At 53.3% G+C, this 15,347-nt stretch carries 12 protein-coding genes; 8 read left to right on the top strand and 4 right to left on the bottom strand.

The window, feature by feature from the left end; all coding sequences use genetic code 11:
* Positions 1-18: 18 nt before the first annotated feature.
* From pckA to KF749_05880, 4 genes are all read right to left on the bottom strand, one after another.
* Positions 19-1,659: a phosphoenolpyruvate carboxykinase (ATP) gene (pckA, locus tag KF749_05895; GenBank protein ID MBX2990685.1), complete on the bottom strand. Its 1,641-nt coding sequence runs from the start codon at positions 1,657-1,659 to the stop codon at positions 19-21.
* Positions 1,656-2,873 (bottom strand): aminotransferase class I/II-fold pyridoxal phosphate-dependent enzyme, encoded by a 1,218-nt coding sequence (locus KF749_05890; GenBank protein ID MBX2990684.1) that lies wholly within the window; start codon positions 2,871-2,873, stop codon positions 1,656-1,658. Before KF749_05890 ends, pckA begins: the two co-directional genes overlap by 4 nt.
* 253 nt (positions 2,874-3,126) lie before the next feature.
* Positions 3,127-3,390, bottom strand: coding sequence for a Txe/YoeB family addiction module toxin (locus KF749_05885; protein ID MBX2990683.1), 264 nt, complete (start codon positions 3,388-3,390; stop codon positions 3,127-3,129).
* Positions 3,387-3,611, bottom strand: a complete 225-nt coding sequence (locus tag KF749_05880; protein ID MBX2990682.1) for a hypothetical protein — start codon at positions 3,609-3,611, stop codon at positions 3,387-3,389. The genes KF749_05885 and KF749_05880 overlap by 4 nt, the downstream gene beginning before the upstream one ends.
* A gap of 138 nt (positions 3,612-3,749) precedes the next feature.
* On the opposite strand from KF749_05880, the gene KF749_05875 reads away from it, so the two are divergent.
* The 8 genes from KF749_05875 to KF749_05840 all read left to right on the top strand — a co-directional run bounded on the left by KF749_05875 (position 3,750) and on the right by KF749_05840 (position 15,345).
* Positions 3,750-4,289, top strand: coding sequence for a dCTP deaminase (locus tag KF749_05875; protein ID MBX2990681.1), 540 nt, complete (start codon positions 3,750-3,752; stop codon positions 4,287-4,289).
* Positions 4,290-4,455: 166 nt separating this feature from the next.
* Positions 4,456-6,504: a S9 family peptidase gene (locus KF749_05870; protein ID MBX2990680.1), complete on the top strand. Its 2,049-nt coding sequence runs from the start codon at positions 4,456-4,458 to the stop codon at positions 6,502-6,504.
* Between the two features lie 184 nt (positions 6,505-6,688).
* A complete protein-coding gene (locus KF749_05865) occupies positions 6,689-8,275 on the top strand; it encodes a phosphoenolpyruvate carboxykinase (protein ID MBX2990679.1) in 1,587 nt (528 codons plus the stop codon).
* 161 nt (positions 8,276-8,436) lie between these two features.
* Positions 8,437-9,600 (top strand): RtcB family protein, encoded by a 1,164-nt coding sequence (locus KF749_05860; GenBank protein MBX2990678.1) that lies wholly within the window; start codon positions 8,437-8,439, stop codon positions 9,598-9,600.
* A gap of 72 nt (positions 9,601-9,672) precedes the next feature.
* Positions 9,673-10,209 (top strand): O-acetyl-ADP-ribose deacetylase, encoded by a 537-nt coding sequence (locus tag KF749_05855; protein ID MBX2990677.1) that lies wholly within the window; start codon positions 9,673-9,675, stop codon positions 10,207-10,209.
* Between the two features lie 27 nt (positions 10,210-10,236).
* Positions 10,237-13,347 (top strand): amidohydrolase family protein, encoded by a 3,111-nt coding sequence (locus KF749_05850; protein ID MBX2990676.1) that lies wholly within the window; start codon positions 10,237-10,239, stop codon positions 13,345-13,347.
* Between the two features lies 1 nt (position 13,348).
* Entirely contained in the window at positions 13,349-14,680 is a 1,332-nt protein-coding gene (locus KF749_05845; protein MBX2990675.1) for an amidohydrolase family protein, read from the top strand.
* Positions 14,677-15,345 (top strand): dienelactone hydrolase family protein, encoded by a 669-nt coding sequence (locus tag KF749_05840; GenBank protein MBX2990674.1) that lies wholly within the window; start codon positions 14,677-14,679, stop codon positions 15,343-15,345. Before KF749_05845 ends, KF749_05840 begins: the two co-directional genes overlap by 4 nt.
* The last annotated feature ends 2 nt before the right edge of the window (positions 15,346-15,347 follow it).

The following is a 15,347-nucleotide window of genomic DNA, read 5'->3' as shown; positions in this document are numbered from 1 at the left end:
GTGGATGAACAACTTCTTCTATCTCCTCGGCCCCGCCGCAATCACCTCCGGCGGACAGCCGGACTCGAACTTCTTGAAGTTTTCGATGAAGCGGGAAGCGAGATCTTTGTATCGCCGCATGTAGTCATCCTTGTTGCTCCACGAATCTCCCGGATTCAGAACGCTTACCGGCACGTCGCCGCAGCGTTGCGGAACCTGGAAGCCGAAGATGGGATCGGTTTTGTATTCAACGTTCAACAGCTCGCCACTCAGTGCAGAGTTGAGCAGCGCACGCGTATACTTGATGCTGATGCGCTTCCCGATGCCGTACGGCCCGCCAATCCAGCCTGTGTTGACAAGCCAGCAGTTGACGCCGTGACGCAGAATCTTCCGCTTGAGCAAATCGGCGTAGAAGTAGGGATGATGCACCATGAAGGGCCCGCCGAAGCACGCGCTGAATGTCATCTCCGGCTCTTTGCCCAACCCGACTTCCGTTCCGGCAATTTTCGATGTGTAGCCGGAGATGAATTGGTACATCGCCTGATCGGGCGTGAGTTTCGCAATCGGAGGCATGACACCTGATGCGTCGCAGGTGAGAAGAATGATATTTTTCGGATGTCCGCCTAATTTTTCGGGGACGGCGTTACCGATGAACTCCAACGGATACGATGCGCGGGTGTTTTCGGTGATGGACTCGTCGTCGAGGTCAATCACGCGGGTAACCGGATCGTACGGAACATTTTCGAGAATGGTGCCGAACATGCGCGTCGTCGCGTAGATTTGCGGCTCAGCCGAAGGGGAAAGCTGAATCACTTTTGCGTAACAGCCGCCTTCGAAATTGAACACGCCCTCGTCGCTCCAGCCATGCTCATCGTCGCCGATGAGGCCGCGGTTCGGGTCGGCGGAGAGTGTCGTCTTTCCCGTTCCCGAAAGGCCGAAGAAGATTGCAGCATCGCCATCCTTGCCGATGTTTGCCGAGCAGTGCATCGGCATGACTCCATCGAGCGGCAACAGGAAGTTGAGGATGGTGAAAATGGATTTCTTGATCTCCCCCGCATAGGCTGTGTTGCCGATGATGCAAAGCTTCTGCGCGAAGTTGAGGGCGATGAATGTGTTCGCGGGTGTTCCATCAATCTGTGGAATGCCTTTGAACGACGGCACGCAAATCACGGTGAAGTCCGGAACGTGCCGGCGGTATTCCTCGTTCGTCTTCGGCAGAATGAACATGTTCCGCACAAAATGGCTGTGCCATGCAAGCTCGGTGATCATGCGGACTGGCATCCGGTAATTCGGGTCGGCGCCAGCATAGCAATCCTGCACGAACACATCTCTGCCTTGCAGAAATCCCTGCAAGCGATTGTACAGATCGTTGAACTTGTCGGGACTCATCGGTCGGTTGTATTGTCCCCACCAGATTTTCTCCTCGGTGGTCGGCTCTTTCACAACGAACTTGTCGTTTGCGGAGCGGGCGGTATGCTTGCCCGTGAACGCAACGATTGGCCCGTTGCGCGTAATGCGCGCTTCCTTGCGGAACGTGATTTCTTCATACAACGCTTCTGTCGGCAGATTCCAGTACGCAACGCGCAGGTTTGCTAGACCGTGATTGTCTAAACCGTAGTCGCTCTTGAGTGCTGTGGCTTCGGCCTGTGCCGGTGTTACAATATTCAGTAGGTTGTTCATAGCCAATCCCGAATCAGTTTTCGTTCACCGATGTAAATATCATTGGGAGATGTCGGATCAAGCGCCCACTTGATGCGGGCAACGCCTTCCATTACGTCTTTGATTGTCGTTGCATAGCTCAGTCGCAAGTGTCCTTCCATCCCGAACTCTTTCCCCGGCACCGTAACGACAAGCGCTTTCTTCAACAAGAACTTTGACAGTCCGACCGAGTCGTTGCTGTATGCACGAAAATCCGGCAGGCAGTAGTACGTGCCGTCGGGTTTCGTAATCTTCACGCCGTTGAACGATTTCAATTCCTGCATCATCACGTTGCGGTTGTTCTCTAACGTCATCCGCAGCGTATCAACGTGACTTTGTATTCCGGTGAGAGCGCCTTCCGCGGCAGCTTGCAGCAGAAGCGATGTACAGGAAACAGTCTGCGACTGCACGTTCCCCAACACTTCTGTAATTGCCTTCGGCGCAATCGTCCAGCCGATGCGGAAACCCGTCATGCCGTACAATTTTGAAATGCCGTTGATAACGATGACTCGTGTGTTTTCGGTATCTTTGTTGGTGAATTTGTATGCGGAGATGTTCGTCTTTCCATCAAACACCAACTTGTGGTAGATGTCGTCCATGATAAGATAGATACCTTTGCGTTCGCAGAACGCGACAATCTCCGCAATGAACGACTCGGGATACATCACGCCCGAGGGATTATTCGGACTGTTGACGATGATAGCTTTCGTGTACGAGCTGACGGCGCGCTCGATTTCCTGCATACGCGGATAGAATCCGCCATCTTCCGGCGTGACAATGACGGGAATGCCGTACACCATTTTGATCATTTCGGGATAACTCACCCAGTACGGCGCGAGCACAATCACTTCATCCTGCGGATTGACGAGCGTGACGAGGAGATTGTACAACGCTTGCTTCGCTCCCGCCGAGACAAGAACATTTTCCGGGGCGACCACGCGGTCGTAATTTTCTTCCGTGTACTTGATGATGGCTTTGCGCAGCCCCATTGTTCCTTCGGTCGGCGTGTACTTGATGTCGCCAACATTCAGTTTGGCTGCCGAGGCAAGGATAGCGCTGATGGGGGCTTTGTTTTTTGGTTCGCCCGCGCCTAAGTGAACGACAGCTTCGCCTTTCTCGCGAAGAATGCGCGCTTCTTCGTTCAGCGCAAGCGTCGGCGACGGGGCAATTTCGCGTGCAAGTTTACTTATACTCATGATATTTCCTTCGGTAGAATTTCCTGTTCAGCCGGTTCGAATGGATTTCACCGTTTTATTCCTCGCAGATTCAATGCCAGAGAAAATCCGCTAAAATGGCAGATTTCAAGGGGTACAGATGAAACGATTCTCGAAATTGACAAATCGGAGAGTGTTGTGGGGGGATTGCAATTTTACATCAGAGTTGTAAATATGCAATGCAAATTTACAACTGTTTAGAAATTGGAACGACGGGCAGTGTCGGCGGCAGTTGCTATCTCTTGTAGTGGTATTTGCAGGAGACGATGATGATGGAGTCTTGTGTGACCTTGTAGACAAGGCGATGTTCGTCCGTTATGCGGCGCGACCAATAGCCTTGCAGTTCATGTTTGAGAGGTTCGGGCTTACCGATACCCTCAAATGGTGATTGAGCAGCACTACGAATCACCATAGTTAATCGTTCGAATATCTTCGGATTCTCCTTTGCCCAATTGCTGTATTGCTCGAATGCTCCTGATTGAAACGCAACGGTTTTCATTGAAACTGCTTTTGATCGGGGATGACGATATTGCGGTTATGTTCCACATCGTCAATCGCTTCAAGCAATCTTCGCTTGTTTTCCGGCGAGCGAAGAAGGTACTTCGTCTCATCCATTTCATACACCACGATCTCAACCTCTTTGTCGCCGTACAATGTTTTGATGCTTGCGAGGAACTGATCATCAAGTTCGCTCGCCTTCAAACGATATGTGCTGGACATCGCCTTTCTCCCTTCCTTTCATGTTGAATTAAGATAGTCCATCCAGAAACGAATAGCAATACAAGCATCAGGCTGGCTTTTCCACGGAAATTTTCTAAATTAGAACACATCACAAGACGTTCCACCAATCATTCTCGCATGATTCTCACCGATAAACGCATTCTCGAAGAGATGGACAAAGGCACCATCGTCATCTCTCCGTTCGACAAGAAGTACTTAGGCTCCAACTCGTACGACGTGCATCTCGGCAAATGGCTTGCGACGTACAAGAGTGATATTCTCGATGCGAAAGTTCATAATCAAGTGGAACATTTCGCCATTCCGGACGACGGGCTGATTTTGCTTCCGCATAGATTGTATTTGGGAGTGACGGAAGAATACACCGAGACACATGCGCATGTTCCGTTCCTTGAAGGTAAGAGTAGCATCGGGCGGTTAGGCATTGATATTCACGCAACGGCGGGCAAAGGGGACATCGGTTTCTGCAACACGTGGACGCTGGAGATTTCCGTCAAGCAACCTGTACGCATTTATCATGGAATGCCGATTGGCCAGTTGATCTATTTTGAGGTTGATGGCGAAGTGCTGACAAGCTACAAATCGAAAGCGTCTGCAAAGTACACTGCACGAACAGACAAGCCGGTTGAATCAATGATGTGGAAGAATTTTTTGAAGTGAGCACGAAAGATGTAACTCTTCCGAAGGAATGCCTTCGGCAAAAGGTACAAAGAGACACAAAGGTTCAGGAAGATGTTTTCCTTTGTGTACCTTCGTGCAACTCCGTGTCTTCGTCTTGAACCCCGGTCAATCATCATTTCTACAACTACTATTCACAAGATGCACCATGCGAAGAATAACGATTCTCATTATCACCACGCTGTTCTGTTCGAATCTCTACGCGCAGCAGAAACGACCTCTCGAACTCGCGGATATGTTCAAGATGCAGCGCGTGTCCCAACCGGCGGTCTCGCCCGATGGAAAGTGGGTTGTGTACACGCTGACGACGCCCGATGTTGGAGAGAACAGGAACTTCTCCGACTTGTGGATTGCCTCAACCGAAGGCGGCACACCGCGACAATTAACGACAGATCCCGCATCCGACCGTCATGCGGTGTGGTCTCCGGATGGTCAGTGGATTGCGTTCGAGTCAAGCCGCTCGGGCGATTCCCAAATCTGGCTGATGAAGCCCGACGGCAGCGAGCAGAAACAGCTGACCGTTCTCTCTACAGGGGCTTCGACGCCACTCTGGTCGCCTGACGGAAAGATGATCGCGTTCGTGTCGGATGTGTTTCCTGAAAACTCGACACATCCCTTTGCCGTCAGTGATTCTCTTAACAGGAAGAGATTGGATGAGCTGAAGAACGGCAAAGTCAAGGCAAAGATCCTGACCCAACTGTACTTCCGGAATTGGGACACCTGGATCGACGGCAAGCGTCAGCATGTGTTTGTACAGGGTGTTGAAGGCGGAGATCCGGTGAACGTCACGCCGATTATGCGCGACGGCGTGCCGCGTTCGATGACATTCAACTCGGGAGTTGAGTTTGCCTTTTCACCCGATGGGAAAGAAATAGCACACACGGCATCAACGGTAAACACGCGGGAAGAAGCGTGGACAACGAACTACGATATCTGGCTTGTCCCTCTCGATGGCAAACCTCCGAGACAAATCACAACCAACGCCGCTGCCGACGGACATCCTCGCTACTCGCCCGACGGGAAGTACATTGCGTATCGGGCACAAGCACGTCCCGGTTTCGAAGCCGACCGCTGGCAACTGATGTTGTTCGACAGGGCAACATCAACAAGCAGAAGTTTGACGGCGAATTTCGATTCACATATCGATGAGTTTGAATGGGGATCGGACAGCAGAACGATCTACTTTGCAGCCGAGGAGAAGGGAAGCAAGCCCATTTGGTCTGTGACGATTGCCGGGAATGACGTGAAGAAAGTGTTCGACAAGGCAACAAACGGGAGTCTGAACGTTACTTCCTCTTCCGTCATTTTTTCGCATGTCAGTGCCGTTCGTCCGGCGGAAGTGTACAGCATCGGTCTCGACGGATCCAACCTGAAGAAGATTACGGGTGTGAATGATGGGCTCTTTGCCACGCTCGACATTCCCGAGCCGGAGAGCATCTGGTTCAAAGGTGCGGGTGGAACGAACGTTCAATCGTGGATTTTCAAACCGCCGGTGATGAAGGAAGGCGTGAAGTATCCGCTTGTGTATCTTGTGCACGGCGGGCCGCAAGGCGCGTGGATGAATTCATGGTCGTACCGGTGGAATCCCGCGTTGTGGGCGGCTCAAGGATACATCGTGATGGCCCCGAATCCGCGCGGAAGCAGCGGGTTCGGACAGAAGTTCATGGATGAAATTTCCGGTGACTGGGGCGGCAAGGTGTATGTCGATTTGATGAGAGGGCTCGACTATGCCTGCAAACTTCCGTTCGTGGATAGTACAAAGAAGGCAGCGGCAGGAGCCTCCTACGGCGGTTACATGATCAATTGGTTCCAGGGAAACTGTCCGCAACGGTTCAACGCACTGATTACGCATGACGGCGTGTACAATTTCGTGAGCATGTACGGCACAACGGAAGAAGTCTGGTTTGACGAATGGGATCACGGAGGTACTCCTTGGGACAATCCGAAGGGATACGAAAAATTCTCGCCGCACACGTATGCAGAGAATTTCAAGACTCCTCACCTCGTGATTCACGGCGCAAAAGACTACCGCGTTCCTGAAACGGAAGCGTTTCAGCTTTTTACGGCATTGCAACGGAAAGGTATCCCGTCAAAATTCCTCTACTTTCCGGATGAGAATCACTGGGTGCTGAAGCCCGCAAACAGCAAGCTGTGGCACGAAACGGTGTTTGAGTGGTTGAAGCAATACTTGCACTGAAAACGTAATGTAGGTCGAATTCCCGACCGGAAGGTGAGAGCTCATCCGGGGGTCTGTGAGGGCTCTCACCAACGGAGAAGATTTCCTTGAAATGTTTGGGGATTCACCGTATCTTTTTCTCCACTTGAACGCCACTCCCCGGCCAAACTCACACTGTTTCATTTACTCAAGAAGGAAATCGTTCATGCCAACTGAAGTGAAGGGCGTACTCGCTCAACTCGGATTGAAAAATCTCGGCGACGTGTATTCAAATCTTTCGACTCCCCGATTGTATGAAGAAGTTGTCCGTCGGCGTGAAGGATGGATTTCTCATCTGGGGCCGATGGTGGTTCATACCGGACACCACACGGGTCGATCTCCCAACGACAAGTTCATCGTGAAAGAGCCTTCGAGCGAGGACAAGATTGCATGGGGAAAAGTGAACCGCCCGATGGAACTCGCCAAGTTCGATGCATTGTATGCCAAGATGTGCGCGTACTTTCAAGGCCGTGATGTGTTTGTGGCAAACCTCTACGGCGGTGCGGACGAAAAGTACCGCATTCCGGTCCGCGTCATCACCGACTATGCGTGGCACAATCTCTTTGCGCGCAACCTGTTAATTCAGCCGGAACAGCCCGTTGTCCATACGTCGCCCGACACATGGACAATCATCGACTCGCCGCGGTTTCACGCCTCGCCGGAAGTTGACGGCACGAACTCCGAAGTGTTCATTGTCATCAACTTTGCGCGTAAGCTGGTGATTATCGGCGGAACGAGTTACGCGGGAGAGATCAAGAAATCCGTTTTCACGATTCTCAACTATCTTCTTCCCGACAGCGGCGTGATGCCGATGCACTGTTCTGCGAACGCGGGTAAGAATGGCGACACGGCGTTGTTCTTCGGACTCTCGGGTACCGGCAAAACCACTCTCTCGGCGGATCCTGACAGAAGTCTGATCGGCGATGACGAACACGGCTGGACGGACGGCGGCATATTCAACTTTGAAGGAGGATGCTACGCAAAAGTGATTCGCCTCTCGAAGGACGCGGAGCCGGACATCTATGATACCACACGCATGTTCGGAACCGTCCTGGAGAATGTGATTCTGAACTCCGATTCGCGCCACGTCAATCTCGATGATGGCACGCTCACAGAGAATACGCGTGCAGCATATCCCCTCACACATATTAAGAACATTGTTCCATCGGGAATTGCGGGGCATCCGAAGAACATCATCATGCTCACCTGCGACGCCTATGGCGTGATGCCGCCGATATCAAAGCTGACCCCGGCGCAGGCGATGTATCATTTCCTTTCGGGCTACACGGCAAAGGTTGCGGGAACCGAAAAGGGTGTTACCGAGCCGCAGACGACGTTCAGCACATGCTTTGGCGCGCCATTTATGCCGTTGCCGCCGACTGTCTATGCAAAACTCCTGGGCGAGAAGATTGCAAAACACAAGTCGGATTGCTGGCTTGTGAATACCGGCTGGAGCGGTGGCGGAGTGGGTGTTGGTGCGAGAATGAAAATCGGCTACACGCGCGCAATGGTGACCGCGGCGCTCAACGGCACGCTTGCCGCCGTTGCGACGGTCCAGGATTCCGTATTCGGACTGAACATACCGACCTCATGTCCCGGTGTTCCCGAAGAGATTCTCAATCCCCGCAACACCTGGAAGGACAAATCAGCGTACGACGCGAAGGCAAAAGACCTTGCTGGGAAGTTCAAAAAGAACTTCGAACAGTTTGCCGCCGCTGCAAGCGAGGATGTTCGCAACGCGGGGCCGAAGTAGAATAGAAGTCAGAAATCAGACGTCAGATATAAAAAGCCTCCCAGTGTGCCGGGGGGCTTTGTCTTTTGAGTACGAAGACGAGAGGAACCACAAACTTCTTTTGTTCTCTTCTTTGTGTACCTTTGTGTGGCTTTGAGCCTTTGTGTTGAAATCTTCTTCTGATGAATAAACCCAAGTACAAAATCTGGGGCAGCGACATCGATCCCGAGGCGAAAGCGCAGATGGAAACTGCTGCGTCACTTCCCATCTCGGTTGCTGGAGCGTTAATGCCCGATGCCCATGTCGGTTACGGCCTGCCGATTGGCGGCGTGCTGGCGACGGACAATGCCGTGATTCCGTACGGCGTCGGGGTTGATATTGCCTGCCGGATGATGATGACGATCTTCGACGTGCCGCCGAAAGTTGTCCGTACGCAGGAAGATCTGTACAAGAAGGCAATCGAAGAGAACACACGATTCGGCGTCGGGGCGGAGTGGAAGAACAAGAAACAGCACGACGCGATGGATGAAGATTGGAATGTCTCGCCGGTGACGCGTGAGATGAAGGACAAGGCTCACCGCCAGCTCGGCACATCAGGTTCGGGGAATCACTTTGTGGAGTTTGGCGAGATTACGTTCGAGGAAGAGGCGCTCGGCATTCCCGCGGGCTCGTATCTTGCCCTGCTCTCGCACAGCGGCAGCCGGGGTACCGGCGCGCAGGTTGCCGACTACTACACGCGCATCGCAAAGCAAAAGCATCCCGAACTCATCGGCGCAGCGCGCAATCTTGCCTGGCTTGATGTCGATGAAGAAGGCGCCGAGTATTGGGCGGCTATGGAGTTGATGGGAAAGTACGCCTCCGCCAACCATCATCTTATTCATGAAGCTATCATCAGATTTCTGAAGCATGACGTGTTGAAGCAAATCGAAAACCACCACAACTTTGCGTGGCGTGAGAAGCACGGCGGACGCAATGTGATTGTTCACCGCAAAGGCGCGACGCCTGCAGGCAAAGGAATTCTCGGTATCATTCCCGGCTCGATGGGAACCCCGGGCTTTTTGGTGGAGGGATTGGGAAGCGAAGAGTCGCTTGCCTCCACCTCGCACGGCGCGGGACGCCGCATGTCGCGAAAGCAGGCCTCCAAGACCTACACGTGGAAAGAGACGAAGGAGTTTCTGGAGAAACAGGGTGTCAAGCTCCTCTCCGCCGGACTTGATGAAGTCCCGTGGGCGTACAAGAACATCAACGACGTGATGAACGCGCAGTTGGATTTGGCAAAGCCTCTTGCGAAGTTCATGCCGCGACTCGTGAAGATGGCGCCGGCGGGCGAGAGGCCGGAGGATTAAGCTGTTGATTCGGCGTTCATCATTCCTTAGATTGGATCACAACACGCAGCGGTTTTCATATCCTCTTCACGCATGAACATCCGAATCGGTTCGACGACACTCACCCTCGTTCAAGCCGACATCACCCGACAAGAGGTTGATGCCATCGTCAACGCCGCTAATTCGAGTCTGATGGGCGGGGGCGGAGTTGACGGTGCGATTCATCGGGCAGGTGGACCGCAAATTCTGGACGAATGCAAAGCGTATATCGCCCGGCACGGCCGCCTTCCGACTGGCGAAGCAATGATAACATCCGGCGGGAGAATGAAGGCGAAACATGTCATTCATACGGTCGGGCCCGTGTGGCACGGAGGCGGAAATCATGAAGTTGAGTTGTTGGCGAATGCGTACCGCAACTCATTGCAGGTTGCTGTCGAGAACAATGTAAAGACGATAGCGTTTCCATCCATCTCAACAGGGGTTTACGGCTTCCCGATTGAGGGGGCGGCAAAGATAGCGGTCGAAGCGGTGAAGAATTTCGTTGAGAAGAATCCATCCCTGAAAGAAGTTCGCTTTGTAACGTTCAGCCAACCCGATTACGACATCTACCGGATATTATTCACATCTTGATCTACCAATCTATTTTCAGGAGTACTCATGATTGATACGCTATCGCGTCGGGGAGGAGTGTTGCTTGCGTTGGCTCTTCTCGTTCTGCAATCGGGCATTGCGCAAACAACTCCGCCCGAAGGCATCCGCAGGAACACGCCAACCGTTCACGCGTTCACGAACGCCCGCATCATTCAATCGCCGGGCAAGGTGATCGACAAAGGAACGCTGGTGATCCGTGACGGCGTGATTGTCGCTGTCGGAACGAATGCCGCCATTCCCGCCGATGCGCGTGTGTGGGATATGATGGGACAGTCCATCTACCCAGGACTGATTGATTCGTATTCGGATTACGGCGTGCCGAAGGCCCCGAAGCCGCAACCCCAACAGGAAGGCGATCAACCGCGCCAGCGGCCCGAGCAGGATCCGGCGCGGGGGGCGGAATATTGGAACAAGATGGTTGCAGCGCAGAACAACGCCGCAAGACTCTTCACGCCTGATCAAAAAGCAGCCGAGAAGCTTCGCAGCCAGGGCTTCACATCGGCGCTGATCGTTCCACAGCGGGGAATTATCAAGGGAAAAAGCGCGGTGGTGAATCTCGGTGGCGGGAAGCCGAACGACGGGCTCGTCAGGGACGGCGTGGCCCATCACGCACAGCTTGGCGGTGAGTGGGGGTACGACGGTTACCCGGGCTCGCTCATGGGCATCATTGCGCTGATCCGGCAAGCGATGTATGATGCGGACTGGTATGCAAAGGCACAGGACGCGTATGCAAAGAATCTCTCTCTCCCCCGACCAGAAACAAACGAGGCACTCGCAGCGATGAGGGATGCGAAGTCGCTTCCATTCATTATTGAAGTGAACGATGAGTTGAGTTTCCTTCGTGCGGAGAACATTGCGAAGGAATTCGGTTTGAATGTGATTGTACGGGGAAGCGGACGCGAGTACAAGACGCTGAATGCAATCAAGCAGACGCGTCGACCCATTATTCTTCCTGTCAACTTCCCTGAAACTCCGAAAGTCGACTCGCCCGAAGAGGCGCTGCAATACACGCTCGAAGAATTACGCCACTGGGATGAGGCTCCCGAAAATCCCAAGCGTCTGCAAGACGCGGGCGTTTCGTTTGCATTCACCTCTGCAACGCTTGACGATCCCGCGACATTTCTCGCAGCAGTTCGGACAACAGTTGAACGCGGACTTTCTGCTGATGCCGCGCTTGCGGCGCTGACATCAACTCCCGCCCGGCTCTTCGGAGTCGAGAAGCAACTCGGCTCGCTCGATGTTGGAAAGACGGCAAACTTCATTGTTACGAACGGTGATCTGTTTGCAGAAAAGACAGTCATCAGGGAAAGTTGGATTGACGGCAGTCGCTACGAAATCAAGCCGTTACCGGAAATTGATCCGAGAGGAAAGTGGACCATCAAAGGAGAAAAATCATCCAACGATACCATCACCCTGACGCTGAAAGGCGAACCCGAATCGCTGCAGGGAACTGTGACGAAAACATCTCCCGGCGGGCTGAAAAAAGAAGTGAAGCTGACAACTGTTTCCTACTCTGCTTCACGCCTCTCGTTTTCGTTTGCCGGTGATTCGATCGGTTTCGGCGGTATCATTCGCATGACGGCAACTGCACGTCCGGACATGCTTACAGGCAACGGCGAATGGTCGGACGGCTCGACGTTCACCTGGTTTGCGGATCGTGTTGCCCCGTACATTCCCGATCCCGATACGGCAAAGCCGAAGGAAACAAAGATGGCATCGTTCCCTCCCGTATATCCTTACGGCGAGTTCGGTAGATCAAAAATACCTGATCAGCCTGCAACAGTGATTGTGAAAGGCGCAACAGTCTGGACGAGCGGACCGAAGGGTAAGTTGGAGAATGCCGATGTGTTGATTCAGAAAGGGAAGATCGTAAATGTCGGAACAAATCTCGCCGCACCTTCCGGCGCATTGATAATTGACGGAAAGGGGAAGCATGTTACCGCGGGCCTCATCGACGCGCATTCTCACATGGCGGCGACAGGCAGCGTCAATGAAGCACAGCAGGCAATCTCTGCCGAAGTTCGCGTTGCAGATGTGGTGCAAAGCGACGACATCGACATCTACCGCGCGCTGGCGGGCGGCTTGACTTCAGCCCACATTCTTCACGGCTCCGCCAACCCGATCGGCGGACAGGCGCAACTCATCAAATTACGTTGGGGATTGCTGCCGGAAGAACTGAAATTCGAAGGCGCTCCACCCACAATAAAATTTGCGCTTGGTGAAAACGTCAAGCAGTCAAATTGGGGCGAACGTTTCACAACACGCTATCCGCAAACGCGCATGGGAGTGGAGCAGATAATCCGAGACGAGTTTCAAGCCGCTCTCGACTACGAGAAGGCGTGGCAGAAGTGGGAGAAGGAGAAAACGGGTATTCCGCCGCGCCGCGATCTTGAGCTTGATGCGATCGTCGAAATTCTGCGCAGCAAGCGGTTCATCCATTGCCATTCGTATGTGCAAAGCGAGATTCTGATGTTGATGAGAGTGGTGGAGGATTTCGACCGTATGCTTGGCAAACCGGGATTCAGAGTTCAGGTCTTCCAGCATATTCTCGAAGGCTACAAAGTCGCCGACGTGATGGCGAAGCACGGAGCGGGCGGGTCGTCGTTCACCGATTGGTGGGGATACAAGTTCGAAGTGTATGATGCCATTCCGCACAACGGCGCGTTAATGCACGAGCAAGGCGTGCTGGTCTCATTCAACTCCGACAGCGACGAGCTTGCGCGGCGGATGAACCTTGAAGCAGCGAAGGCAGTCAAATACGGCGGTGTTTCTGAAACAGAAGCCCTCAAGTTTGTCACCATCAACCCCGCAAAGCAGCTCAAGGTGGATAATCGAGTCGGATCGCTTGAGCCCGGCAAAGACGCTGACTTCGTCATTTGGAGCGGCAGCCCTCTCTCGACGTATTCGCGTTGCGAGCAAACGTGGGTTGACGGCCGGAAGTATTTCGATATTGACGAAGACAAGAAAATGAACGAGGAAGTACAGAAGCAACGCGCAACCCTCATCCAGAAAGCGCTGACACATAAGAAAGCGGGCGGTTCCGAGCAAACACCGCGGCCGCAAAAGCGCGGCGACGAAGTGGATCATCCCCGACATAATGACGAAGGAGGATTTTGAAATGAAGAATGGTATTCGTCATTGGTCATTGGTCATTGGGGTGTTGGTCGTCTCTTCCGGTTCGCTTCTTGCGTTGGGACAAATTCCCGGCAAGAAACAGGAGAAAACCATTGCCATCGTAAATGCGACGATACACACGGTCAGCGGGCCGGTGATTGAAAAGGGAACGATCATCTTCGAGGACGGAAAAATCACGGCAATCGAAACACAACTCACGACGCCGCGGGGAGCCGAAGTGATTGACGCAACCGGCAAACATGTGTATCCCGGACTGATGAGTCCTGATACATATATCGGGCTCACCGAGATCGGGGCCGTACGCGCTACTCGCGATCACAATGAAACCGGCCGCATCAACCCGAACGTTCGCGCTGAAGTTGCTGTGAACCCGGAGTCGGAGATCATTCCCGTTACGCGGGCAAACGGCATCACGACATTTGTCACCGCGCCGCAAGGCGGACTCATCTCCGGTATGTCGGCGGTGATGATGTCGGATGGATGGACATGGGAGGACATGACGCTGAAAGCACCGGCCGCCCTTGTCGTCCAGTGGCCGGCTATGACAATCGGTCGCGGGCGCAGACAAATCCGCTCCGAGGCGGATCAGATCAAGGAGCGCGAGAAGCAGTTGAAAGAACTTGCCGATGCCTTCCGCGATGCGCGGGCATACATGAACGCAAAGAAAGCGGAAGAGCAAAAGGGCATTCCCTACCATAACGTCGATCTGCGTTGGGAGGCAATGATTCCCGTGCTCGAAGGCAAAGTGCCGGTGATGGTGGTTGCGAATGACGTGCAACAAATTCAGGCGGCTGTTGCATGGGCAATACAGGAGAATCTTAAGCTTATCATCCGCGGAGGGCATGAGGCGTGGCGCGTAACGGATTTGCTGAAGAAGCACAACATCCCGGTGCTAGCAGGAGGCATTCACCGTCTTCCCACACGCCGTTTCGACAAATATGATGAGCCGTTTGCATTGCCGAAGAAACTGCACGAAGCCGGAATCCGGTTTGCCATTATCAGCGAAGAGGAAGCACCGCACGAACGCAACCTGCCGTATCAGGCCGCTCATGCCGCTGCCTACGGCCTGCCAAAAGAAGAGGCGCTGAAAGCGATCACCCTCTACCCGGCGCAAATTTTCGGCGTTGCAGACAGGATCGGCTCGCTCGAACTTGGCAAGGACGCAACGCTTATTATAACAGACGGCGATCCCCTTGAAATCATGACACGGGTTGAGATGCAATTTATTGAGGGAAAAAAAGTCGACCTCACGAGTCGCCATACGATGTTGTATGAAAAGTACAAAGAGAAATATCGCAGGATGCGAAGTAATTGAGGAAGACAATATCTTCATCTCTTCATCATATCCTGATCGAGCCTGAAGCCCCGGCGGGCGAGAAGCATCCGACGGTTATCATGCTGCACGGGCTTGGCGCCGATGAGCATGATCTTGCCGGACTTGCGCAATATCTCGATTCCCGATTGCTGACTATCGCCGTGCGGGCGCCGTTCAACCTGGAATGGGGCGGATACAAGTGGTATGACTTTCTGGAGATGGGCAAACCTGAGCCGCACATGTTCAAAGAGAGTTGCGACAAGCTCTCCACGTTTGTCGATGCTGTGCTGTTACATTATCCTGTCGATCAACATCAGGTCTACCTGTTGGGGTTCAGCATGGGGACAGTGATGTCGCTGGCGATGGCATTGAGCATGCCGCAGAAATTCCGCGGCGTTCTTGCCAACAGCGGCTATCTCGTCGAGGGTACACATCTCGAATACCGGTGGAACGAAGTGAACGCCCTCGGCTTTTTTGTTGCTCACGGACTCTACGATCAGGTGATTCCTGTTGAGGCAAGCCGCCTCATTAAGGAGAAGCTGGATGCGGCGAAAGCTCGCGTTGAGTATCATGAATACCCGATGGCGCATGAAATCGGCCAGCAAAGTCTGAACGACATGGTCCGGTGGCTTTCGCAACAGATTGACGGCGGGAAGAGTACGTAGCC

This window comes from Bacteroidota bacterium, assembly GCA_019637975.1.
Taxonomy (GTDB): domain Bacteria; phylum Bacteroidota; class Ignavibacteria; order UBA10030; family UBA6906; genus CAADGV01.
Note: the sequence above shows the minus strand (reverse complement) of the source record. Positions and strands in the feature narration are given on the sequence as shown.

Coding starts and splice junctions, on each gene's coding strand:
- KF749_05875 (MBX2990681.1), top strand. CDS start 3,750: ATGATTCTCACCGATAAACGCATTCTCGAAGAGATGGACAAAGGCACC.
- KF749_05865 (MBX2990679.1), top strand. CDS start 6,689: ATGCCAACTGAAGTGAAGGGCGTACTCGCTCAACTCGGATTGAAAAAT.
- KF749_05870 (MBX2990680.1), top strand. CDS start 4,456: ATGCGAAGAATAACGATTCTCATTATCACCACGCTGTTCTGTTCGAAT.
- pckA (MBX2990685.1), bottom strand. CDS start 1,659: ATGAACAACCTACTGAATATTGTAACACCGGCACAGGCCGAAGCCACA.
- KF749_05855 (MBX2990677.1), top strand. CDS start 9,673: ATGAACATCCGAATCGGTTCGACGACACTCACCCTCGTTCAAGCCGAC.
- KF749_05860 (MBX2990678.1), top strand. CDS start 8,437: ATGAATAAACCCAAGTACAAAATCTGGGGCAGCGACATCGATCCCGAG.
- KF749_05885 (MBX2990683.1), bottom strand. CDS start 3,390: ATGAAAACCGTTGCGTTTCAATCAGGAGCATTCGAGCAATACAGCAAT.
- KF749_05880 (MBX2990682.1), bottom strand. CDS start 3,611: ATGTCCAGCACATATCGTTTGAAGGCGAGCGAACTTGATGATCAGTTC.
- KF749_05845 (MBX2990675.1), top strand. CDS start 13,349: ATGAAGAATGGTATTCGTCATTGGTCATTGGTCATTGGGGTGTTGGTC.
- KF749_05850 (MBX2990676.1), top strand. CDS start 10,237: ATGATTGATACGCTATCGCGTCGGGGAGGAGTGTTGCTTGCGTTGGCT.
- KF749_05890 (MBX2990684.1), bottom strand. CDS start 2,873: ATGAGTATAAGTAAACTTGCACGCGAAATTGCCCCGTCGCCGACGCTT.